At 46.7% G+C, this 23,119-nt stretch carries 17 protein-coding genes; 10 read left to right on the top strand and 7 right to left on the bottom strand.

Annotated features, from left to right (window positions below):
* Positions 1–60: 60 nt before the first annotated feature.
* The 3 genes from SK066_RS12460 to SK066_RS12450 all read right to left on the bottom strand — a co-directional run bounded on the left by SK066_RS12460 (position 61) and on the right by SK066_RS12450 (position 3,881).
* Positions 61–1,722 carry a type 2 periplasmic-binding domain-containing protein gene (locus SK066_RS12460; RefSeq protein WP_188774793.1) on the bottom strand — a complete coding sequence of 554 codons (1,662 nt, stop codon included), beginning with the start codon at positions 1,720–1,722 and terminating at the stop codon, positions 61–63.
* Between the two features lie 33 nt (positions 1,723–1,755).
* Positions 1,756–2,667, bottom strand: coding sequence for a carbohydrate ABC transporter permease (locus tag SK066_RS12455; protein WP_250343138.1), 912 nt, complete (start codon positions 2,665–2,667; stop codon positions 1,756–1,758).
* Positions 2,668–2,921: 254 nt separating this feature from the next.
* Positions 2,922–3,881, bottom strand: a complete 960-nt coding sequence (locus SK066_RS12450; protein WP_320544872.1) for an ABC transporter permease — start codon at positions 3,879–3,881, stop codon at positions 2,922–2,924.
* A gap of 652 nt (positions 3,882–4,533) precedes the next feature.
* Between SK066_RS12450 and SK066_RS12445 the strand changes: the two genes are divergently transcribed.
* From SK066_RS12445 to SK066_RS12415, 7 genes are all read left to right on the top strand, one after another.
* Positions 4,534–5,076, top strand: a complete 543-nt coding sequence (locus SK066_RS12445) for a general stress protein (RefSeq protein WP_320541734.1) — start codon at positions 4,534–4,536, stop codon at positions 5,074–5,076.
* A gap of 258 nt (positions 5,077–5,334) precedes the next feature.
* Positions 5,335–6,321 (top strand): YflT domain-containing protein, encoded by a 987-nt coding sequence (locus tag SK066_RS23150; protein ID WP_407673667.1) that lies wholly within the window; start codon positions 5,335–5,337, stop codon positions 6,319–6,321.
* 422 nt (positions 6,322–6,743) lie between these two features.
* Positions 6,744–7,616 (top strand): ABC transporter ATP-binding protein, encoded by an 873-nt coding sequence (locus SK066_RS12435; protein WP_320541733.1) that lies wholly within the window; start codon positions 6,744–6,746, stop codon positions 7,614–7,616.
* Positions 7,617–7,618: 2 nt separating this feature from the next.
* Positions 7,619–9,136, top strand: a complete 1,518-nt coding sequence (locus tag SK066_RS12430; RefSeq protein ID WP_320544871.1) for an ABC transporter permease/substrate-binding protein — start codon at positions 7,619–7,621, stop codon at positions 9,134–9,136.
* A gap of 148 nt (positions 9,137–9,284) precedes the next feature.
* Positions 9,285–11,252 carry an ATP-dependent DNA helicase gene (locus tag SK066_RS12425; RefSeq protein WP_320541732.1) on the top strand — a complete coding sequence of 656 codons (1,968 nt, stop codon included), beginning with the start codon at positions 9,285–9,287 and terminating at the stop codon, positions 11,250–11,252.
* A gap of 241 nt (positions 11,253–11,493) precedes the next feature.
* Positions 11,494–12,234 carry a DL-endopeptidase inhibitor IseA family protein gene (locus SK066_RS12420; RefSeq protein WP_320541731.1) on the top strand — a complete coding sequence of 247 codons (741 nt, stop codon included), beginning with the start codon at positions 11,494–11,496 and terminating at the stop codon, positions 12,232–12,234.
* Positions 12,235–12,336: 102 nt separating this feature from the next.
* The gene (locus tag SK066_RS12415; protein ID WP_320541730.1) at positions 12,337–13,413 is read left to right on the top strand and encodes an SDR family oxidoreductase; all 1,077 of its coding nucleotides are present in this window, start codon (positions 12,337–12,339) and stop codon (positions 13,411–13,413) included.
* Between the two features lie 310 nt (positions 13,414–13,723).
* Here the strand turns inward: SK066_RS12415 and SK066_RS12410 are convergent, their stop codons facing one another.
* Positions 13,724–14,635, bottom strand: coding sequence for a helix-turn-helix domain-containing protein (locus SK066_RS12410; protein ID WP_320541729.1), 912 nt, complete (start codon positions 14,633–14,635; stop codon positions 13,724–13,726).
* 220 nt (positions 14,636–14,855) lie between these two features.
* On the opposite strand from SK066_RS12410, the gene SK066_RS12405 reads away from it, so the two are divergent.
* Together SK066_RS12405 and SK066_RS12400 are read left to right on the top strand one after the other, a co-directional pair.
* Positions 14,856–15,896: a quercetin 2,3-dioxygenase gene (locus tag SK066_RS12405; RefSeq protein ID WP_320541728.1), complete on the top strand. Its 1,041-nt coding sequence runs from the start codon at positions 14,856–14,858 to the stop codon at positions 15,894–15,896.
* Positions 15,897–16,037: 141 nt separating this feature from the next.
* Positions 16,038–17,369: an MFS transporter gene (locus tag SK066_RS12400; protein ID WP_320541727.1), complete on the top strand. Its 1,332-nt coding sequence runs from the start codon at positions 16,038–16,040 to the stop codon at positions 17,367–17,369.
* 594 nt (positions 17,370–17,963) lie between these two features.
* Here SK066_RS12400 and SK066_RS12395 read toward each other — a convergent pair.
* On the bottom strand, positions 17,964–19,199 hold the full coding sequence (locus SK066_RS12395) for a family 16 glycosylhydrolase (protein ID WP_320541726.1): 1,236 nt from the start codon (positions 19,197–19,199) through the stop codon (positions 17,964–17,966).
* Positions 19,200–19,737: 538 nt separating this feature from the next.
* On the opposite strand from SK066_RS12395, the gene rhaD reads away from it, so the two are divergent.
* Entirely contained in the window at positions 19,738–20,586 is an 849-nt protein-coding gene (gene rhaD, locus SK066_RS12390) for a rhamnulose-1-phosphate aldolase (RefSeq protein WP_320541725.1), read from the top strand.
* A 384-nt stretch (positions 20,587–20,970) separates the two neighbouring features.
* Here rhaD and SK066_RS12385 read toward each other — a convergent pair whose 3' ends face one another.
* Together SK066_RS12385 and SK066_RS12380 are read right to left on the bottom strand one after the other, a co-directional pair.
* Positions 20,971–22,422, bottom strand: a complete 1,452-nt coding sequence (locus tag SK066_RS12385; RefSeq protein ID WP_320541724.1) for a sensor histidine kinase — start codon at positions 22,420–22,422, stop codon at positions 20,971–20,973.
* A complete protein-coding gene (locus SK066_RS12380) occupies positions 22,388–23,062 on the bottom strand; it encodes a response regulator transcription factor (RefSeq protein WP_250343134.1) in 675 nt (224 codons plus the stop codon). The genes SK066_RS12385 and SK066_RS12380 overlap by 35 nt, the downstream gene beginning before the upstream one ends.
* Between the last annotated feature and the right edge of the window lie 57 nt (positions 23,063–23,119).

Here is a 23,119-nt window from a genome sequence, read left to right as displayed (position 1 = left end):
TCATTCATAAAGTGAACTTGTATTTTTATTCAAATGTATAAAATGTTCGATTACGATAAATCAGCTGTTTTTCCAACGATCATACGCTGCCTGATAAATTTCGATAATCCGATCACTGCCCATTTGCTTAACGGTAGCGAGATAATTATCCCAGCCGCTTAGTGGCTCCTGTCCGGTAACGAATTTGGCTTCCATCTGTTGAATGTACGTATCCATATCCGCACGCAGACTGGAAATCTCCGACTGCTCCTCTGGTGTCAGATAGAGGATCGGGAATGGAGGCTGTGGATCATAGGCAAGAATCTTTTCTTCATTCTGCTTGTCCACCCATAGATCGAAGTCTTCCTTTAGCCCTTTTTGTAGATCAGGGCTGAGCAGAGTAGGGGCAGGCGTACCATAGTTCGGTGTCAATGTACCGCGGTAGTCCTCACGGCTATTGTATTCGCTTGGTAGCGGCTTCCATTTCTTCGTATGATCCTCTTTGTTAACCGTCTCATAGATCAGACCCTCCGGCCCTTTGTCGAATAGCATTGCACCATCATAGCTGTACATATAATCGACCCAGCGCAGGGAGGCTTCCGGTGCTGGATTGCTCTCTGTAATGGCGAAGGCACCGGTAGATAGACCCGGGTGAATCGCTACAGCAGGCTTGTCGACAGCATCGCTTTTAACAGGAATGAACATCGGGTCTTTGGTTGTCGGCTTGCCGCCATGGGTAAAGTAAGCATGCCAATCCTGGAATAGACCAAGCTGATTGCTCGCGCCTTTTGCCTTTTTCTGATCCGGGGTTTGGGAGAAGGTTTCATGATCTAATAGCTTCTCGCTCCACAGGCGATTCATATAGGTCAGGAATTCACGATAGCCATCCTCGGTACGAGCGAAATGGACTTTGCCGTTAGCATCATTATAGATATCCTCGCCATAGATGCCCCACGCACCGAGCAGCCAGGAGCGAACGTCGTCCAACTTGACGGAGGCGAGTGGAATTTCATCCTTTTTCCCGTTGCCATTTGGATCTTCGTCACGGAAGCGCACGAGCAGATCATACAGCTCCTCTGTCGTCTTTGGTAGATCGGCTTCTTTGACATTCAACGCTTCAAGGAAGTCGCCGTTATACCACATTGGACTGCGATACCAGATGCTTTGCTGATTAATAACAGGCAGTGAATAGATATGTCCATCCGGTGTGGTGATTGATTTGCGAATGGCTGGATTTTCATCAAGCACCTTTTTCAGATTAGGAGCATAGCCGTTATCGATCAGATCCTCCAGCGGCAGTAGAATGCCCTGACTGCCGTAATTGACCTCATCTGCCTGTGTTAAAGAGGAGGCGTAGAAGATGTCGGGATATTCGCCGCTTGCGAACACTAGATTCTTTTTCGTTTCAAAGCTATCCAGTGGTGGATTCTCGAATTTGAATGAGATATTGCTTAGCTTTTCCATTTCCTGAAAAGCAGGCATGTCCTTCCAGTTTTGCATCCCCACATCAGGGCCCATCATACTGAGTGTGATCTTTTCCTTGACGATCGGGAAGCCTTCCTTATTCACATTGGCAGCTGACTCCGCACTGCCTACCTGTGGCTCACTGGAGCCGGAGGAACAGCCTGCTAACAGCGAGGTACCCAGTACAATAGATAGGACGAGCGTTGCTGTACGCGGCGCCTTAAAGCGCTGGAAAAATGAAGTGGACGAGCCAGAATGGGTACGAAATGAACCTTTCATAGTATGCCTCCTTCAAATTAGGGAAATAGGAAATTAACCTTTTACCGAGCCAATCATGACACCCTGTACAAAATAGCGCTGTAAAAATGGATAGACCGCAATAATTGGCAGCGTCGATACGATAATAACCGCGTATTTCAGCAGTGCCGCCGAATCAGCACGTGCATTCATCGCCATCGCTGCTTCGCCGCTGGTGGCGGCGCCAATACCGCTACCCGTCATCTCCTGCAAGACGAGAATCTGACGTAATACCATTTGTAGTGGATATTTGGATTCATCATTTAAGTAGACTAATGCGTTAAAATAGCTGTTCCAGTGTCCGACACCGTAAAAGAGTGCCATCACGGCAATGATCGGAGCCGACAGCGGAATGACGATTTTCCAGAACAGACGCAGATTCGTACAGCCATCAATATGAGCGGCTTCCTGTAGTTCTTTTGGAATTGTGGATTGGAAGAAGGTACGTGCTACGATAATGTTCCAGACCGAAGCCGCACCTGGTAAAATTAATGCCCACATCGTATTGACCAGGCCGAGGTTTTTCACAAGTAAATATGTTGGAATCAAGCCACCACTGAAGAACATCGTGACCAAAAACATCGCCATGAAAAATCCACGTCCTACAAAGTCCGATCGACTTAGCGCATAGGCCGCTGGAATCGTCACGAGCAGATTCACAAGCGTACCGACAACCGTATACAGGATCGTATTGGCATACCCCTGCCATATGGACTGATTTTCAAATACACGCTGATAGCCTTCAAAAGTAATGCCCTTGGGGAAAAGCCACATTTCACCGGAGTTCACATACGTTGGTGAACTGATCGAGGCACTTACGATATAGACAAGCGGATAGAGTACACAGATAAGCGCAATGGCCAGATACACATAATTTAGTAGTAAAAAGATGCGATCCGATCGACTTTCCTTAATCACAGCAGCCATACATCCATCTCCTTCCTAACATGTATTATGACGAAAATACATACAATATTATGATGATCCAGATTATGACGATCCAGGAATCAGATTGAGATCATGGGCAATCCGATCGAGTCTGAGATCCATAATGCTGGAGGCATAGACCTATCCATCTGATATCCATGCCAGTAATGCAAATCTAATGGTGTTATTGTGTTCGTTATAACTTAATAAACGGAGTCTTTATCCCTTTATCTTCGGCAAACGTATTCGACGCTCTACCATAGACTATGCTCACTCGTTTTACGTGCGATCTGATTGACCGCAATGAGCAGCAAAGCATTCACAACCGAGTTAAATAGACCAACAGCAGTGGAGAAGCTGTACTGTACATTGAGTAGACCTGTTCGATAGACAAAGGTATCAATAACATCCGAAGAGCTCATATTGAGCGGATTTTGCAGCAGTAATATCTTTTCAAAGCCAACGCCTAGAATGCTGCCCACATTCAAAATAAGCAGAATCGTAATCGTCGGAATGATCGTCGGGATATTGATGCTCCAGATGCGCCGCCAGCGACTGGCACCGTCTACAATCGCCGCTTCATGTAGCTGCGGATCGACAGCCGATAAGGCGGCAAGATAGATGATTGTTCCCCAGCCTGTGCTCTGCCAGACGCCGGATAGTACATACATCGTTTTGAACCATGCCGGGTCAGTCAAAAAGGCAGGCGAGCTAAAGCCCATCCATTCAATCATTTTAACGATAATACCAGTAGAGGGTGACAGGAAGGTCACGATAATCCCTGCCATAACGACAACCGAGATAAAATGAGGTGCATACGTAACCGTCTGTACGGTGCGCTTAAACCAGCCATTGCGAATTTCATTAAAAGCAAGTGCTAGCAGAATCGGTAATGGAAAGCCGACGATAAGCTGATAGAGAGAGATTGTCAGTGTATTACGTATGAGATCCCAGAAATAATAAGAATTAAAAAATCGAATAAAGTGATCGAAGCCGACCCAGGGGCTGTCGGTGATACCACGAGCGGGTAGGAAGTTTTTAAACGCGATTTGAATGCCATACATAGGTCCATAATGGAAGATTAAGAAGTACAGGAATGCGGGAGCGATCAGCAGATACAGTTCCCAGTTACGTGAGATTCGTTTCCAAAACGTATGTCGTTTATCCTGGGCTGATGCTTGTGATCGCCCTTTCACTTGCACGGTATCGGACATATTCTTTTGCATCCTATTCCTCCTTCAGTGTTCCTCTTATCATCCACTCCCCTTCATGAAGAGTCGCTTAGATAAGGATGGGGATTCATTCGTTATACCTGTACGCTTGCTTGCAGTGATGATCATCTAAGATCAATGGATAAGGAGTGAAAAAGAAGAAGCGATGGACTCTTCGCTGCAAGAGATCGTCTTATCGCGATGTCTGTATTGTAAAAAGGGATGACCTGCGCGTAAATATGTCGAATGTGCTTCATGAATGTGAGTAGAAAAATAACAGCTATATAGCTACTCCGTCTAAATCGTGGTAGATGTGAGCTTACAGGCATAGAAATCGTCAGCTTTTGCCTTATTTCAACTGGAATATGTCAAATATGAGGTCATAATTGGCTTATTATGAACAGCTTATGTAGGTAGATGATAGGTAATAATGAAATGATAACGCTATCATAATTGGCATATTTATATCCGTGTAAGTTGTATGCGTTTACATATGTGAGGTTTAGTGATTGTCTATAGCTGATTTTAAAAATATTTACGCTTCCGTTTAAGCAAGTAGGCATTACGTCTAAGTATAGTCTATATATCCATGTTACACATGCAACGAGTAAAAGCAGGTACAACGATGACATGACAGAAAAGGTGAGTATATCCTATGAACGATCCATATAATAAAGTGATGGAAAAGATTATTGGTGTGTTTGTGAACGAAGAGCAGGCATTGCAAGCCGTTCGTGATTTGCGACAGGCAGGTTTTGAAGATCGAGATATCTCGGTACTGGCGCAAAATCCAGGCGATGCAGAAGCGATTGAACGAGAGACAGGAGTAGACATTCAGGCACAGCGTCAGGCAGGCATGTCAGAAACGACCGTATTCGGTGGATTGGCAGGAATGTTAGCCGGGGTTGCGACATTTGCTATTCCAGGTGTAGGCCCTATGCTAGCGATTGGCTCAATCGCCAGTATGTTTACAGGAGCCTTAGTCGGAGCCGGTGCAGGTGGTCTGATCGGTGCTTTAATCGGATATGGTTTGTCTGAAGAAGAAGCCGGACATTATGAGGAGCAGCTTGGCAAAGGTAACATCCTGATTCTTGTGTCAGAGGCGAGCGGACGCACGGAAGAAATTTACGATATTCTTCGTCGCAATGAGGCGGTTAATGTGAATAATCCGTGGAGCGAGGGCGCAGAGCGGAATTAGTAGGATGTGGATATTAGATTGTGAACATCGAAATCTTTTATGCGTAATGGATAAAGCTTTAAAATGCTCTTATATTAAACACTTATCCCACACTTCAATAGGCATATCCATTTGTAGGAATGAGCATCTTGAAAAATACTTTTTTGAGTGACTTATATAGCAAAATAATAATGTATGATGTTTGGATTTTACAGCTGAGGTTAATAATGTAACAAGAAAGTGCAGAACATTATTAGATTATGCGAAGGAGGAAACATCATGTTGAACAACGGGCACAATCGTAATGAACTGGATAATGAGACACGTAAAATCGTAGGGGTATTCACAACTGAGCAGGAAGCGAGTAAGGCAATACGCGATCTGAAAGATGCAGGCTTTGCTTCAGACGACATCTCCATTGTAGGAAATAACAAAGCGGAAATGCGTCATCTCGGCGATGAGACAGGCACCAAAGCACCCGAAGGTGTAGCGACAGGCGCAACCACGGGCGGCGTTATCGGCGGTGTAGCTGGATTACTCGCAGGGCTGGGGATTGCAGCGATTCCTGTCTTTGGTCCCATTATGGCAGCGGGTCCAATCGCAGTAACGCTGGCTGGTGCCGCAGCAGGTGCTGGTGCAGGCGGCTTAGTCGGCGGTCTGATCGGTATGGGCATTCCAGAGGAAGAAGCCAAGGAATATGAAGCTAATGTGAATGAAGGCCATATTCTTGTCATGGTGGATAGTGCCGCTGGTAATCGCCAGCGCATCTATGATGTATTCCGCGCTAATGGGGCAACGAATAGCCGTTACTACGATGCACCACTGAATACGACGGTGAATAATGACATTCCACAACAGGGCACGGAGCGTGTAAATGGTGTGATCACAACAGAGGAATCTCAGCAGCGTATGGTGAATCGTGAAGAACGTATGGTCGCTGATGAGGATGCTGGTGCACTCGGTACAACTCGTACGGATGCAACCTTGCCAGAGCGCGATGTACGCACAGAGCAAGAGCTTGGCGTTACCAATGATGAGCAACGTCTGGATCGCACGGGTCAGCCAACGATGGGGGACGATTCGATACAGCGTGCGAGCATGGGAACGACTGGCGCTATGGGCAATAATATGGCAAATACCGGTTCGATGGATCCAATGGATCGTGATCGCAGACGTACGGACGATACGCACGATGAGTCGTTAAAGGATAAAGGCAAGGATTTAGTCGATAAAGGACGCGAGCAGATCGAGCGCATGCGTCGCTAAACTTCTTCCAACTTGTACACGGTTGATAGCAGGATGAATTAGAGCTGATGATAGGTGGTAGCGTTAATATATCATCACTATTCTGGCTAACTACAGTGTAGATAAGGTAAGAAAACGGGAGTCAACTCGATATATGCTTGTCGTTCATTGCAAGCATATATTGATCGAATAATATATCGTCCATGCAGGATATAAAGGCAAGCCACAAGCGGAATGTTCCAATCGTCCGCAGATGGCTTGCCTTTTTAATTGGAGTTGTCGTTTGTCTACTCTGCACATGTCGATTATAGATGAATGGAGGAGTTAGAGGGAATATAAGGGAAATAAAGCGGGTCATCCCCATATTTCGTATCTGCTGGGTAAGTGGATAAAAGGTTGGGTAATAGCAGATTAGCAGTCAACAATGAGCCGGGGGGCGAACTATGATAACTTTTACAGGTGTGTCAAAGCAATATGAAGACGGCACCATGGCTGTACAGCCGATGGATTTACATATTGAACAGGGTGAATTTTTTGTACTCGTTGGACCAAGTGGATGTGGCAAAACGACCACACTCAAAATGATTAATCGCCTGATTGAGCCGAGCAGTGGAACGATTGAAGTGAACGACAATATCGTTCAGGATATGCAGCCTCATGAGCTACGGCGTGGTATTGGCTATGTGCTGCAACAGATCGCCCTGTTTCCTCATATGACGGTAGAGCAAAACATTGCGATCACACCTGAATTAAGTGGATGGGAGCGGGCGCGCATTGATAAGCGTATTGATGAGCTGCTGCATATGGTAGGGCTTGATCCTGCGGTATTCCGTACACGCAAGCCATCCGAACTATCTGGCGGACAGCAGCAGCGTATCGGTGTGCTACGCGCGCTCGCAGCCGATCCGCCTGTTATTTTAATGGATGAGCCATTTAGCGCATTGGACCCGATCGCCCGTGAGCGATTGCAAAATGATCTGCTCGAATTGCAGGCGACGATTCGCAAGACGATCGTTTTTGTTACGCATGATATTCAGGAGGCGATCAAGCTTGGGGATCGCATCGGATTAATGCAGGAAGGACGTATGCTTCAGGTGGATACACCGGATATGCTGATGAATCGTCCAGCCAATGATTTTGTGCGTGAATTTTTTCAAGCGGCTGCACCTGTAGTTCATTCAGCTGTTCACTCGAATATGAATAGCGATGATCCATCTCCACACAATCCCGTTGTATCCGATCAATCAGTTGACTCATTAGACAAGTCTCCTTCTGTCCATCCGCAGTCGGATCGTGAAGGGAGACGGGGCGAGTGAATATGTGGAACAATCTGGTCAATGTATGGGTACAGCGTCAGGATCAATGGGTCGAGGCGCTCACACAGCACATTTTAATCTCCTTTATCGCGCTCATCTGTGCGCTCATTATTGCGATTCCACTCGGCATTTATATTTCCCGACATCTGAAAATATCAGAGGGTGTGCTCGGCGTTGCAGCAGTGCTCCAGACGATTCCGTCACTGGCACTACTGGGCTTACTGATTCCCTTGCTTGGTATTGGGATTATACCGGCTATCGTAGCCATTGTAATTTACGCACTGCTGCCTATTTTACGAAATACGTATACCGGGATTCGCCGTGTTGATCCATCCCTGCTGGAGGCAGCAGATGCGATGGGAATGACGCGCGGACAGCGCTTGTTCAAGGTAGAGCTGCCACTTGCATTACCTGTAATTATGGCAGGTATTCGGACTGCAATGGTGCTTATTATCGGAACGACAACGCTGGCAGCACTTATCGGTGCAGGCGGGCTCGGAGATATTATTTTGCTCGGGATTGACCGTAACGATAGTGCTTTGATTCTATTGGGTGCAATTCCTGCGGCCCTGCTGGCGATTGTATTCGACTTGCTACTGCGTGTGATTGAGCGCGCTAGCTTCAAGCGTGCCCTATGGATGCTGGCGCTTGCCGCTGTTGTGGTGGTGTCGGCAACCGTGCTACCACTAATTAATCAATCGCAAAAGGATCTGGTCATCGCAGGTAAGCTGGGTGCAGAACCTGAAATTCTCATTAATATGTATAAAGAGCTGATCGAGCAGGATACGAATCTGCATGTCTCGCTCAAGCCGGGACTGGGTAAAACCTCGTTCCTATTCAATGCCCTGCAAAATAACAGCATCGACATCTATCCTGAATTTACAGGCACGGCGATTGCTGAATTTCTGCGCGAAGATGCGAGTAGTACCAATAGCGGCAAGGTGTATGAACAAGCACGAGACGGTATGAAGCAGAAGTTCCAGATGGAGCTATTGCCACCGATGAAATACAACAATACGTATGCACTCGCTGTACCAGAAGCCTATGCCGAGCAAAATGGGCTAAAAACGATCTCTGATCTGCAAAAGGTCGCCTCTACGATTAAGGTTGGCTTTACACGTGAATTTGCGGATCGTAATGACGGCTATATAGGTATGCAAAAGTTATACGGCTTGCAGCTGCCTAATCTGACTACAATGGAGCCCAAGCTACGCTACAGTGCAATCGAAGCAGGTGATATTCAACTGATCGATGCCTATTCTACCGATAGTGAGCTGGCACAGTATAAGCTGCGTGTGCTGGAGGATGATCGCGGTCTATTCCCACCTTATCAGGGAGCACCTCTCATGCGGGAAGAAACGTATCAAAAGCATCCCGAGGTCGTACAGGCACTGGATAAGCTCACCGGTCAAATTACGGATGATGAGATGCGACAAATGAATTATCGCGTCAATGTGGGCGGTGAATCGGCAGCCGAGGTCGCACGTAGCTTCCTACAGCAAAAGGGCTTGCTGAAATAAGCTAGTTATGATAAATCATTTCTTTTAAAATCTATTTCCTTACCTGTCCTCTATCCGTTATAATATAATGATGCCAATCGTACGAAAAGCAGGTCCGTGTGTATAGCTTGGATGACGATATTATTTAGCGGGTGGGGGAATTACAGGCTTGAGCACATATCCATTTACATTTGATCCATCGCGTCCATTTGTTCAGCAGGCTGGCGAATGGATTGCTGATGTGTTTTATGACATTTTACCTGAGGCGGGCTTGGAGCTACGGGATGAACAGATTTATATGGCATTCCAGCTTGAAAAGGCTTATGCCGAGAAGAAGACGATTTTTGCCGAAGCAGGTGTCGGAACGGGAAAGACACTCGTTTATTTGTTATATGCAATCGCCTATGCACGGTATACACGCAAGCCAGCGATTATCGCCTGTGCAGACGAGTCGCTGATCGAGCAGCTGGTGAAGCCAGAAGGCGATATTAGCAAGCTAGCACAGTATCTGGATTTGCAGGTCGATGCTAGACTCGGAAAATCACCGGATCAATACATCTGTCTGAATAAGCTGGATGCTGTCCGTGCGGAGCCGCTGGAGGATAATCTGTATCGAGAGATTTATAGCGATCTGCCAGAGTTCGTGCATTACTCGGATACCCTTCAACGTTTCTACCCATACGGTAATCGTAAGGATTATCCAGAATTAAATGATGAGCAATGGAATAAAATTGGCTGGGACGTCTTTCAGGATTGTCTCGTTTGCTCACAGCGACATCGTTGTGGACAGACCTTATCGCGAGATTATTATCGCAAGGCGACCGATCTGATTATCTGTTCCCATGACTTTTATATGGAGCATGTGTGGACATATGAAGGACGTAAGCGCGAAGGTCAGCTTCCATTGCTACCTGAGCATAGCTCGGTCGTATTTGACGAAGGTCATCTACTGGAAACAGCAGCGCAAAATGCACTGACCTACAAGCTAAAGCAAGCGTTATTCGAAAGCATCGTGACCCGTCTACTGGATGGAGAAGTGCGCGAAACGCTGGCGCTGGCTGTAGAGGAAGTTATTGTGCAAAGTGATCGGCTGTTCCATATGCTTGGTCAGTATAGCCGTCCGGTGCCAGGCTCGGATCGTCGTGATATCGAATGGAGCGATGAACTGCTGAAGCAGATTGCAGATGTGAAGCAACATATCGATCTGATCGAGGAGGAGCTTGTATTTGAGAGCGGTCTGTTCACGCTTGATGATTATCAGCTCAAAATCGTCGAGGAGCATCTGGAGATGATTCAGCTCGCTCTTGGTCTATGCCGTCAGCAGGATCAGCTGATCTCGTGGGTAGAAGGCGAAGGTGATGATCTAACGCTTGTCATTATGCCGAAAAAGGTAAAAGAAGTACTGGGCGAAATGGTATTTGATAAGCAGATGCCCGTTATTTTCTCCTCAGCTACGTTATCAGTGGACGGATCATTTGCTTATATTGCAGATAGTCTTGGTATTGAAAAGTATCTGTCCTTCTCCGTTGCTTCACCTTATGATTATGAGCAGCAGATGAAGGCAGAGCTATTCCAGGTACCGCTCACAGCGACTAGAACAGCTACTACAGCAACGGTAGGAACTCCAGCATACCAGCTTGTTCAGACCGAGCAGGTGCTGTCGCTCATCGGGCAAAGTGGAGGACGTTCACTCCTTTTATTCTCTTCCATGCAGGAGCTGACAGCATTTCGCCAGACAGCAGAATCGCTGCTGGCTGATGCTGATCCATTGCCGTATCGGATGCTATATGAAGGAACAGCGGAGATTAGCCATCTAATCTCTGCCTTCCAGCAGGAGGAGACGAGTGTGCTCTGTGCGGTAACGTTGTGGGAAGGACTGGATATACCAGGCCCATCGCTGTCCCGAGTGATTGTCTGGTCGTTACCATTTCCACCGAATGATCCTGTCTTTGCCTCTCGTCGTGCCGAATCCGAGGATGCGTTCCATGATGTGGATATGCCGTATATGCTGCTACGCTTACGTCAGGGCATCGGTCGCTTGATTCGTTCGCGCGAGGATGCTGGGCATGTATCGATCTTCGGACATGAGCTAGCTCGCGAGGAAGTACGCGAAGCGGTTACGCATTTGCTCCCTTAATATAATACTGTGTCATTCTAATCTATTCCGGCTTCCTTACGTTGAGGAGCCGGAATTTTTATTTGAATCCAATCGTAGCTGATCCACGTATTGCCCTACAGGCTATTCAGCATTCATCCGAACTTGGTCTATCTTCATGGATTGTAGTATAGTGGAATCATAGCGTCATCGCTTATTTTCAGCTATTCTATAGCTGTGCATTATTCCAATCCATGCATAATTGAAGGGAACGAATAAACCTATGCGTTTAACTAAAATTTTAACAAATGCTTGCCTGCTTGGTGCTATGTTTACCATTACTTTATACGGACATACGGGCGCTGCATCTGCGCAAGCGATCACTCCCGTACTGCTTCCGGCAGGGAAGCCAGCTTCCCAGGCCTCGACACCTGCGCCGTCTCAGGGTGCGAGCAATGCTGCAACACCATCTCAGGCTGCACCATCTACGAATGCGCCATCAACAGCACCATCGGCAGCAACGCCTTCCACGACTCCATCGGTGACGATTACTGAGGAATGGGGCGGTGTGACCAAGCTCAATAGCACCAATGCGATTCCATTAATGGTCGAAGCGCAGAAGCGCTATGCGTATGTGCTGGCAGGTGGAGAAGTAGGAGCCAATGCAGGAACATTTCAGCTGAATGGACAGACTTATCGCTATCTGTCACAGGATATCGGCACCAGTGTTAAGTTGAGCAGCTATTTACAGCAGACCTTCACGCGTCAGGCAAGTGATGCGCTGATTGGAAAATATTTTATCCAATATAATGGACGTATGGCACAATTAGAGTCAGACGGTGGAAGTATGCTAGACTGGACGCGTTCCACAGCGAAGATGCTGAGCATGACCGATACAGCGCGCGTCTATCGTCTAACTGTACCGTATGCGAACAATGCACATCCTGTAGAACGGATCGTCGTGAAGTTCAGTCTGGTCGATGGACTATGGAAAATTAATACCGCTCCGCATCTGATCTTTTAACAATTAACAGTCTTTTCGAGTGGCATCTGGTCGTTCGATGGATTGGCATGAATGCGATGAGGGTAAATTGTGGTAGAGACTATTTCGAGGAGGGTCACCAACATGGCAATAACACTCAAAAAACTTAAGGACCAGGTTATCGTAATTACCGGTGCATCAAGCGGTATCGGTCTGGTGACAGCAAGAATGGCAGCAGCCAAAGGTGCAAAGGTCGTACTGGCTGCGCGCAATGAAGAAGCTATTATTCAACTGGCTGCCGAGCTTCGTGGCAAAGGCTACCCTGCAACATGGGTAACTGCCGATGTGGGCAAGGAAGAGGATGTGAAGCGAGTAGCTGAGACAGCGATTCGTACATTTGGTCGCTTTGATACATGGGTAAACAATGCCGGTGTATCGATTTTCGGCAAATCTACCGAAGTCAGCATTGATGATATGAAACGGATGTTTGATACCGTATACTGGGGCGTCGTCTACGGCTCCCGCGTAGCGGTACAGCATTTTACCGAGCGTGGTGTGCCGGGTTCACTGATTAATGTAGGTAGCGTATTCGGAGATCGTGGCGTTGTACTTCAATCTACGTACTCCTCTGCCAAATATGCAGTGCATGGTTGGACAGAGAATCTGCGGATGGAGCTGGAGAAGGATAAAGCGCCTGTGTCGGTTACACTTGTGCATCCAGGCCGCATCGATACACCATATAATGAGCATGCTCACAGCTATCTGGATAAGCAGCCAGCTCATCGCGGCATGATCTATCCACCAGAATCGGTAGCTCGTGCCATTCTATATGCAGCAGAGCATCCGAAGCGTGATATGTTTGTTGGCTCGCAGGCACGTCTGGGTGCCATGTTCGGCAATGCGGCACCTCGCCTGACTGATGTATTGTTCGAATCACTCATGTTCCGCGGTCAGCAGTCCAAGGATCGTCCATCTATTCCACAGGAAAAGAGCGCACTCTATAATCCGGGCTATGGCCTCCATGAGCGTGGTAGTCAGGAAGGGCATATTCGCAAAGGAAGCCTGTACGTAGAGGCAAGTCGTCATCCGATTATTACGACACTTGCACTGGCAGGACTGGCGACACTCGCTTTCGCGGTTGCCAAAAATAAATGTGATCATCATACCGAAACGACAGTACGTTTGCCACTGGAAACGATTGATCACGATGCACCGCAATAAATCAATCAGGGTGTAGGGGATACTTATTCTATTGTCTGCATCCGCATGAGCGAGTCATCCTGCAATAGCGATAATATAGATGTTAGTAGATTACAGTATCGCGATTGCGGATAGCTGGCTGATCGATATACCGCATGAGCGGATGCTTTAGAGCAACTGGATCAGCGGTATAACATTTAAATGGACCTTACACTTTGAATAGACTCGACTTCTGCGATCAAGCAGAGGTCGGGTCTATTTGTCGTTAAACCACAATTCATTTTGTATTACGAATCATAAGTTATACGTATTCTCGTATAATTACCATTCATCAGTCCTGATCTACATTTTGCCGATGCTGTACACGAAAGCGAGACGGTGTCACATGACAGCGTTCCTTGAATATACGGTAAAAGTATTTCATATCATGTACCCCCACCTCTTCAGCAATCCGCTGCACATTCCAATCGGTCTCTAGCAATAGCTCACAGCTTTGCAGTACACGGCAATTTTGAAGCAGCTGGATAAAGGTAAAGCCTGTAGCCTGCTTGAGCAAACGCTGCAAATGCCGCGAACTCATAGCGAGCCATTGGGCTAGCTCCTCTAGCTTCACAGGCTGGCGGTAATGCATCCGAATATAGCCTAGTGTGAATTCGACCGGATTCTCAATACGCATTCGTGTATACGGAAATTGAACCTGATGCTGTACATAGAGGGTATGGAGTAGATCCAGCAGCAAAATGTACTGCTTATGACGATGGCCCGGCGGCTTATTCATCGCATTAATATGCATGCCGTATAAGATGCGCGCTAGCTCGCCATTTTGCTCCCGATAGCCAAGCCAACTCTCAGTCTGACGAAAAAAGTCAGCGATGCGCTGAAATTCCTCATCCCAGATTAGCGCATCTGTCTCCACCTGCGGACATAACACCTCTCGCTGGAGCAGACAGTTCATCATTTGCAGCGGTTCTGTGGAATCGTTCGGCTTTTGCAGCATATGCGCAATCCCGGGTGGAATGAAAAACAGCTCGCCCTCACGCACCTGAATACATTGCTTATCGATCAGTAGCAGTCCGCTGCCTTCTGAAATGTAGATCATCTCATAAAAGTCATGGGCATGCTGCTGGTAGGAATGCTCCACATCGATATCAATCATAATAAAAGCGAGTGGATTATTTTCTTCAAAGGAATGTGCCGCTATAGGTGCAGACGTAAACGTAGCGGCTGGCGTATGGCGTGTCATTATCGATTATGGCTCCTTTATAAAAATCGTTATTGTTGTTCTAAAGGTTAGAATATTGGAAATGACAGGGTGATGTCGTAATTGCCCATAAAACCGTCGCCTTTAACTATATTTCAAATTTTTACAGTTGGCTACAATAAATAAAGAGATCGCTTGAACACAGCTTATATGAAGCCTGTTCATGTGATACGTAGCCTATTTCATAGTTGGAGGTTTTGAGATGACAACATCATTAACGACACAGCTACCACAGGAGAAAATGCCTTATTTACTCCGCAGAGGGGAAGGCAAGCGTTATCTGTTCGGCAATCAGGTAGCTACCATTATCGCAGATGCTGCCAGTACCGGTAACATGCTATCCGCAGTTGTGATCGGAGGAGCTAAAGGGGAGAGCTTTCCACTGCATACGCATACAGCGGCTTATGAATCGGTCTATGTGTTGGAAGGACGCGTTCAATTTCTGATTGGCTCGGACAGCTATCTACTAGTAGAAGGCGATTATGCCCATATTGCGCCTGGCACGGCACATGCTTACCGATTGCTAGGTCATCGCAATCGCTTTATTTCATACTCTATCGGTGGCGATCTTACTGCAATCTATCCTGTACTGGGACAGGCGCATGATCCGATTGAATACTTACCGATCTCGACGCACCAGGTTACAGAGCAGCAGCGTCAGCTTGCAGAGCGGCACGCAGATATTGCCTTTGCAAAGGAAGAGACTGTATTCCCCGAGCAATACGAGCTGGCTTGCAATCAGGAGCTGCCAACTTCGGCAAGCAGCTATGTATTGGAAAGTGGAGAAGGTGTACGTCTACTTACAGGCGATCAGATTCATCGCCTGCTCGCGACTCGTGAGACTACGAATGGAGAATATATCGTAGTCGCCAGCGATGGGCCAAAAGGAGACGAGATCGTATCACATTATCATGAGCATCATACTGAGACATTTTTCTGTACACAGGGACATATGACGATGTGGGCGAATGAGCAGGAGCTTCAGCTATTCCCGGGTGACTTTCTGCATGTGCCAGCAGGTACTGTGCATTCGTATCGCTTGGAGGATCATTTTACCAAGGTAGTCGGTGTGCTTGCCAGCGGATTGTTTGAGCCATTTTTCCGTTTACTGGGCGATGAGTATGCGCATTATATGTTCCCAGCTGAGCCGGGAGCAGTACGAATCGATCGATTGATGGAAAATATGGATCAGCTTGATTTGAACATCGTCGGCCCACCTAATTCGCACTCCAAGCAAGCGTAATGAGCAGTAAGCTAACGAATGACTATAGCAATGTTGCGGCAGTATCTGACAAGCATAACCATAGCGCATACCGCCGAACAGTAAGGTAGATGAATGATGAAAATTATTGTAATACTGGCTTTCTCCATGGTGTTATCTGTTATGAATTCCACGATGTTCAATGTGGCATTGCCTGCATTACGTAGAGAGTTTGAGCTGAGCAGCTCGCAGGTCAGTTGGGTCGTAACTGGCTATATTATTATTTATGCGATTGGCTCGGTTACGTATGGCAAGCTTGCCGATCGCTATCGATTGAAAAATCTATTGACCTTTGGCCTGATTGTGTTTGCGGCAGGCTCGGCACTCGGCTTCTTATCCAACGGATATGCCATGGTCGTTGCTGGACGAATCCTGCAATCGGCGGGTGCCTCTGTCATTCCGGCTGCATCGATGGTCATTCCCATTCGTTATGTCGATGCATCACAGCGTGGTCGAGCGCTTGGTATCACATCTTCCGGTATGGCGCTGGGTACTGCGCTGGGGCCAATTGTCGGTGGACTGGTGACGAGCTTTGCCGATTGGCGGTATCTATTTGCGATCAGCTTGCTCTCGCTGGCGACCATTCCATTTTTCCGTAAATACTTGAATCGTGATCAGATCCAGGCGACACCGATTGATGGAGTAGGTGGAGTTCTGCTGGCATGCAGCGTTACGTTATTACTGCTGGCAATTACGAACACAAGTGTACTGCTTGGCTTACTGACCATGGTGCTGGCAGCTACCTTTGTCTGGCATAGTAAACGCAAACAAGGAAAGGCACCCTTTATCGATCTCGCCATGTTTGCAAATCGGAATTATACGCTGACATTGATGATTGCCTGTCTCGTGCTAGTATTTAACCTGTGTGTTCCGTATCTAATTCCGCAGCTACTTAGCAATGTGAATGGAATGAGCTCCTTTCAGATCGGTCTGGTTATGTTCCCCGGTGCGCTGGTGGCAGCGATCTTCGGCATTATCGGTGGGAGGCTTGCAGACCGTCAGGGCAATGCCTTTTTGCTAGGAATTGCGTTTACGTTACAGCTGGTGACATACGGACTATTATCCTTATTCACTGGCAGTTCGTATGTGGTCATTATGGTGCTACTCGTACTGGGGAATACAGGGCTGACCTTTGCACAGGTAGGGATTGCGAATATGGTATCACGTACATTGAGTGGCTCGCAGGTAGGTGTTGGTATGGGCATGTATATGATGCTGAGCTTTATTTGCGGAGCGGTCGGTACGACCGTTCTTGGCTTGCTGCTGGATCAGGGGTATAGCAGCTGGGCGCCAAATGCTGTGTTGGGAATGCCGCAGGGAAGTGTGTTTAGCTTTATATTCCTTGTGTTTGCTGTTTGGATCGGTGTGGTGTTTGCTGGTGGATTCTCTTTATTGCGCCGAGGAGAGCGTGAGCGAGAGGATGCGAAAAAGGTAGAAGTAACGGAGAGTTATTAGTAACGCATAAGTAATGCAGAATCAATCAAGCAAAAAGCAATAAAGTATCCAGCAAAAAGCAAGCATCAACCGAAAAGTAATGTAGCAAAGATAAAGAATAGTGACGCATACCTTTTACGAGTAACTGATCATCATATACACAATAACATCATTGATATTAATGATAAGAACCCCTTCATTGGACATTAGCATTCCTTTTGGATAAACTAATGAGCGATGAGGGGGATTGGCTTAAAGGGGCATCCGATCTTCATTATCTTCATTAGATATACATAGACAGAATACAAAGCATAGAAATAGTACAATGAGCAGAGAAGGGCTGGTACATAGGATGTATAGAAAAATAGCTGGCGCAATATTGTGTTTGAGTGGTGTATTGCTGTATATTACTTATTTCATTTGTGGTGCACTGGCGGGAGCTGGCAAATTGTATGTATTTTACGATAGCTCTATTCAACATTTGACTACGTTTGGCATAGTGTTGTTCATTATCGGATTGCTGTATATTATATGGGATGAAATACTGGATTACCAAAAAAACAGGAAAGCCTAAGGCTCTCCTGTTTTTTGATATAGTCTGTAATTCGGTCTAATTTATTGCTTCACTAGCTCAAATGTTTCCCATGCACCACCTACACTGCTACGGCTGGCGATCAGTGATCCATTGCCGCCGTTCTCGGCAGTAACATACAGATTATTCGCCAGCGACTTTAATGTACGCTTACCATCTGCAGTCGTGCCCAGTTCAAATGTTTCCCATGTGCCGATTGCCGTTTTGTTGGCAATAAGTGGACTGGCACCGGTATTGTCGGCAGTAACATACTTGCCGTTGATTAGCGAACGCAGAGCGATGCGGTTGTTGCCCAGATCAATCTGTTCAAAGCGCTCCCATGTGCTCACAGTATCCGAGCGAGCAATCAGTGCGTCGTTGCCATAGTTCTCAGCCGATACGTACTTGTTATTCGCGCCTGCTTTCAGCGCTACAATATTGTAGCCATTTTGACGCTGGAACACATGTACATAGTCAATCTGATATTTTTGTGGGAAGGTAGTGCTGGCATCCGGGTTGCCTGGCCAGTTGCCACCGACTGCCAGATTGAGTAGCAGGAAGAATGGCTTGTCAAAAGCCCATGTATTATCGCCTGCATCGACTGGCGTGCGCGTATGATACAGATTACCATCAACATACCAGCGAATGGCTCCTGGTTCCCATTCCACTGTATAAGTATGGAAGGCATTACTGAATCGTTCGCCGATCGTATAGCCTGCGGACAATCCGTTAGAGCCGGAATAGCCTGGGCCGTGGATCGTGCCATATACAGTGTTCGGTGCAACAGGGCCTACATATTCCATAATATCGATCTCGCCGCTACCCGGCCATGGATTGCTGCCAATATCGCTACCGAGCATCCATGCGGCAGGCCAGATGCCTTTTCCATATGGAACTTTGGCGCGAATCTCGATTTTGCCGTATTTAACATTGAATTTGTTAGCGGTGGTCAGGCGCGCAGATGTGTAGGATGAGCCCTGCATATTTTCCTTGTTTGCTTGAAGAACAAGACTTCCATTTTCCATATATGCGTTTTTGGTGCTGTTGGTATAATACTGCAACTCATTGTTGCCCCAGCCGTTATTGTTGCCGATTTCCTGATTCCATTTGGAAGTATCGACCCCGGTGCCGTTGGCGCCGTTAAAATCGTCTGCCCAAATTTGCACCCACGGACTGGAGGAGGAAGCGGAGGCTGTAGAGGAACCTGCATTCCATGGAACCATTAGTGATGCCGAGCAGATGAATGATAGTAGAGCCAAGCCTATCTTTTTGCCGTTCATTCGTAAATACACTCCTTCTCAATATGAGGATAGTGAAGCAGATGGTAGTTCAGCAAACAAGTAAGTATAAGAGATGATAAATAAATTACATTAATGATGTATATATAAGGAATTTATTCCAGTTAAGTGTAATATAAAAGCGTTTACAAAAATACTTGTTTACGCAAATTTCCTTAATATAATATCCGGTTGGAATGATCGGGCTAAAGCGTTAATTAAAGGATTTATTAAGAAGAGAGGGAGGAAATTTATATTGCATTAGCTTTAATTTTATTAAAACGGACAAAAACAGAAAAATTATTTTTATTTGTGTTTGAATATGCTTGTTTTATATTGACTATGTAAAATGAAAAGCGTATGCTGGACATATACAGAAGCGATGTACAATCTTGCAGAGCAAGGGCAGCTTAATACGGTTACTTTGTTTAATTTCTAATCCTCTATGTATCTTATGTAGTTTATCCGTATCCCATTTCTTCCAAGCCCCTGTCACGATCCGCTATTTATTGTGAAAAAAATTACATTTGGAGTGATCATTATGAGTACATTATCGGAAAATGAATACGTAGTCCAGCCGCATCCACTGGATATTCCTTTTGTGCATGAGATGGCGAAAATTACACGATGTATGTGGCATTCGGGGTGGGATGAGCGCAATGGTGGGAATATTAGCTGTATTTTGGAGGAGCAGGAGGTTGCGCGTTACCTTGATATTACGCAGGTACAACGGACGCTTGAGCCTACCTTTCCAGTTGCAGAGCTGGCAGGCATGTATTTTATCGTGACTGGATCGGGCAAATATTTTAAAAATGTGATGGATGATCCTGAAAGTAATCTGGGTGTGCTGCGTGTATCGGCAGATGGACAACGGCTGGAGGTGCTATGGGGATTGAGCAATGGAGCGGTGCCAACGAGCGAGCTGCCTGCCCATTTTATGACGCATATCGAACGACTCCGTGTTGATCCACAGCATCGGGTCGTTATTCATAATCATGCGACCCATACGCTGGCCATGACGTTTGTGCATGAGCTGGATGAGCGGCAATTTACTCGCACCTTATGGCAAATGTGTACCGAATGTATCGTTGTATTTCCCGATGGCATTGGAATCGTACCGTGGATGATTCCCGGCACAAGCGAGATCGGACGCGCGACAGCCGATAAAATGAAGCAATATCGAGCGGTTATCTGGCCCCAGCATGGCATTTTCGGTACAGGCAATTCGATTGATGAAGCGTTTGGCTTGATCGAAACGATTGAAAAGGCAGCGCAGATCTATATGCTTATCGCGCATTTACCTTTATGCCAGAAGATTACCGATCCGCAGCTGGCAGAGCTGGCAAAAGCATTTGGTGTGACGCCACGAGCAGGAATTTTGCAGCTATAACGATGATGAATGAAGCGAGCAGACAACTGATCAACAAAGCCAGTAATCCAGTCATCAAGAATAGATGACCTTGCAGCACCGATAATGGTATTCATTTGGACGAACAGAGTAGACACGCAAAATGTAGACTAGCGTCTTCTACTAGCTGTAATAAAATACCCCGATCCATTCCTGTACTGAAAATTCCGTTACAAGAATAGGTCGGGGTATGAGTTTGCACATTGTCTAAAGTCAATTCCTAAAGTTAATCCGTTATATCCATTTGGCTGATTTAAATACAGGGATGAATGCTCCAGCATGCTACTACATTAATCTGCAAAAACACAGCTGATCTATTCAAGTATCCCCATCCTCGCACCGTTAACATCGATCCAATGCATACTATCACTCCAGCAGTCGCACTGTAAACGTACTTCCCTCACCGAGTACACTTTCCACCTGAATCGAGCCTCCATGAGCCTCTGTAATCCAGCGTGCAATCGATAATCCAAGCCCATAGCCTTCGATCTGGCGCGTACGCGATTTATCCACACGATAGAAGCGGTCAAACACATGGGGCTGATCCTCTGTCGGGATGCCTATTCCTGTATCACGCACCTTGATCAGCACACCATGCGGCTTTTCGTGGATCGATTCAAGCGTTAGTGCGATTTGCCCACCTTCTGGCGTATATTTAACTGCATTATCCAGCAAAATGATAAGCAACTGGCGGATGCGCTCCACATCACAACGAATCGTAAATGAAGCATGGGGATCATGCTCATAATGCAGCTGAATGCTCTTTGCTTCAGCAAGCGGACGAATAGATTCCATCGTGCGCGCCGCTTCTGCTTCGAGCCGATGCTCATGCAGATTAAGCTCGCTATGACCTGAATCAGAACGCGCCAGCGTGAGCAGACTACCCGATAGCTGAATCATCCGCCGAATTTCTTCCTTCATATTATTCACGACTTTAGCGGCAAATGGATTCTGCTCCACCGAGTCCTCCATTTGAAGTGTATCGATCGAAGACAGTAGTACACTGAGCGGTGTACGTAGCTCGTGGGAAGCATCGGCAGTGAATTTGCGCTGCTGCTCATACGATGCCAGAATCGGAACCATCGCCTTAGCTGCCATACGATAGCTAAAATACACAGCCAGTGCACAAAAGAGTAGAAATGCTGCTCCCAGCCACATCATCAGATTGAAAAACTGATGATACGACCCCGTTACATCTTTACCGACATATAGCGTACCAATCGGTTGCCCTTTATTGTAGATCGGTTCTCCAGTAATGATCATCCGAATCGGCTGCGGGGTTAATTGATCCTTTGATAACGATTGCTGCTTTGTTTTCGGAGCATCTTTATCTGGGCGTTGCTCTGGTAAACGGATGGCGCTACCTTTCAGTAGTACATGTTGATTACGATTTACAGGAAGTGTTATCCCATTGGCTCGTGCCTTTTGGATCAGCGTCTTCAAGCTGGCAGAGTAGATCGACGTTCCCGTCTTGATCTCACCGCTCGGCTCGATCAGCACATTACCCATCGCATACGTATCATACAGCGTATAGTATTCAATATATTCGTCCAGCGAATCATCTGAGTCGTCCTCACGATCCTGCATTAAGCCGTGTATTTTCTGCTCCATCGTTTCATGCACATCAATCGTTGGACTAAAGATAAGCAGATAGTAGAGCAGGGCATACAAAATGATGACGAATAGCAGCAGGAAGGCGATCAGGATCACACTGTATTTCCAGGTCAGGCTACGCTGCGTTTGCTTGAAAATATTATCGTTCGGACGGCGGCGAAGCAGCCACTTATTTGTCCACTTTATAACCGAGCCCTCTTGCACTCTGGATCAGCTCCTTGTTGTCTAACTCGGCAAGCTTGCGTCGTAGCAGCTTGATGGTGGCATCAATCGTTTTCGGCCCCACATCGCTTTCCATTCCCCATACTCGATCCAGAATAACCTCACGTGTTAGCACCACACCACGATTTTGTACAAGTAGATCGAATAATTGAAATTCCCTTGGCGTCAGCTGTACCGAACGCGAGTCTAGCGAGACACTTTGCTCGTTGCGATTCAGCACAAGCTCACCGAATTTCATTTCTTCTGTCTGAATCGGCGCATAATTACGGCGGGATAGCGCGCGTAACCGTGCCAGCAATTCTCCGATTTCAAAGGGCTTCACCAGATAATCGTCTGCCCCAGCATCCAGACCATCGATCCGATCCTGTAGCGCATCGCGTGCTGTCAGCATGAGAATAGCGCCCGTGTAGCTTTCCTTACGAAGTCGTGTACACAGACTGAGTCCATCCCCCTCAGGCATCATCCAATCGAGAATCAAAATATCATAAGAGCCATACTCCACATGAGCATAGGCATCATTGCCAGTCGTTACCCAGTCTACCGTGTAGCCTGCCTTTTTTTGTAGCATGTGTACAATCAATTCGCCCAGACGCGTATCGTCTTCAGCCAGTAGCACGTGCATCGCATTCCCTCTTCTTTCTATAGCGTAATCCATACTAGCTCCAGCATATCATGTTCG

Source organism: Paenibacillus hunanensis, from assembly GCF_034055775.1.
GTDB lineage: Bacteria > Bacillota > Bacilli > Paenibacillales > Paenibacillaceae > Saccharibacillus > Saccharibacillus hunanensis.
The sequence above is the reverse complement of the archived record's forward strand: the minus strand, read 5'-3'. Positions and strand labels throughout refer to the sequence as shown.

Bases quoted from the DNA above. Each gene is read 5' to 3' on its own strand.
- SK066_RS12410 (WP_320541729.1), bottom strand. From the start codon at position 14,635: ATGACACGCCATACGCCAGCCGCTACGTTTACGTCTGCACCTATAGCG.
- SK066_RS12405 (WP_320541728.1), top strand. From the start codon at position 14,856: ATGACAACATCATTAACGACACAGCTACCACAGGAGAAAATGCCTTAT.
- SK066_RS12460 (WP_188774793.1), bottom strand. From the start codon at position 1,722: ATGAAAGGTTCATTTCGTACCCATTCTGGCTCGTCCACTTCATTTTTC.
- rhaD (WP_320541725.1), top strand. From the start codon at position 19,738: ATGAGTACATTATCGGAAAATGAATACGTAGTCCAGCCGCATCCACTG.
- SK066_RS12455 (WP_250343138.1), bottom strand. From the start codon at position 2,667: ATGGCTGCTGTGATTAAGGAAAGTCGATCGGATCGCATCTTTTTACTA.
- SK066_RS12400 (WP_320541727.1), top strand. From the start codon at position 16,038: ATGAATTCCACGATGTTCAATGTGGCATTGCCTGCATTACGTAGAGAG.
- SK066_RS23150 (WP_407673667.1), top strand. From the start codon at position 5,335: ATGTTGAACAACGGGCACAATCGTAATGAACTGGATAATGAGACACGT.
- SK066_RS12435 (WP_320541733.1), top strand. From the start codon at position 6,744: ATGATAACTTTTACAGGTGTGTCAAAGCAATATGAAGACGGCACCATG.
- SK066_RS12445 (WP_320541734.1), top strand. From the start codon at position 4,534: ATGAACGATCCATATAATAAAGTGATGGAAAAGATTATTGGTGTGTTT.
- SK066_RS12420 (WP_320541731.1), top strand. From the start codon at position 11,494: ATGCGTTTAACTAAAATTTTAACAAATGCTTGCCTGCTTGGTGCTATG.
- SK066_RS12395 (WP_320541726.1), bottom strand. From the start codon at position 19,199: ATGAACGGCAAAAAGATAGGCTTGGCTCTACTATCATTCATCTGCTCG.
- SK066_RS12450 (WP_320544872.1), bottom strand. From the start codon at position 3,881: ATGTCCGATACCGTGCAAGTGAAAGGGCGATCACAAGCATCAGCCCAG.
- SK066_RS12430 (WP_320544871.1), top strand. From the start codon at position 7,619: ATGTGGAACAATCTGGTCAATGTATGGGTACAGCGTCAGGATCAATGG.
- SK066_RS12380 (WP_250343134.1), bottom strand. From the start codon at position 23,062: ATGCACGTGCTACTGGCTGAAGACGATACGCGTCTGGGCGAATTGATT.
- SK066_RS12415 (WP_320541730.1), top strand. From the start codon at position 12,337: ATGGCAATAACACTCAAAAAACTTAAGGACCAGGTTATCGTAATTACC.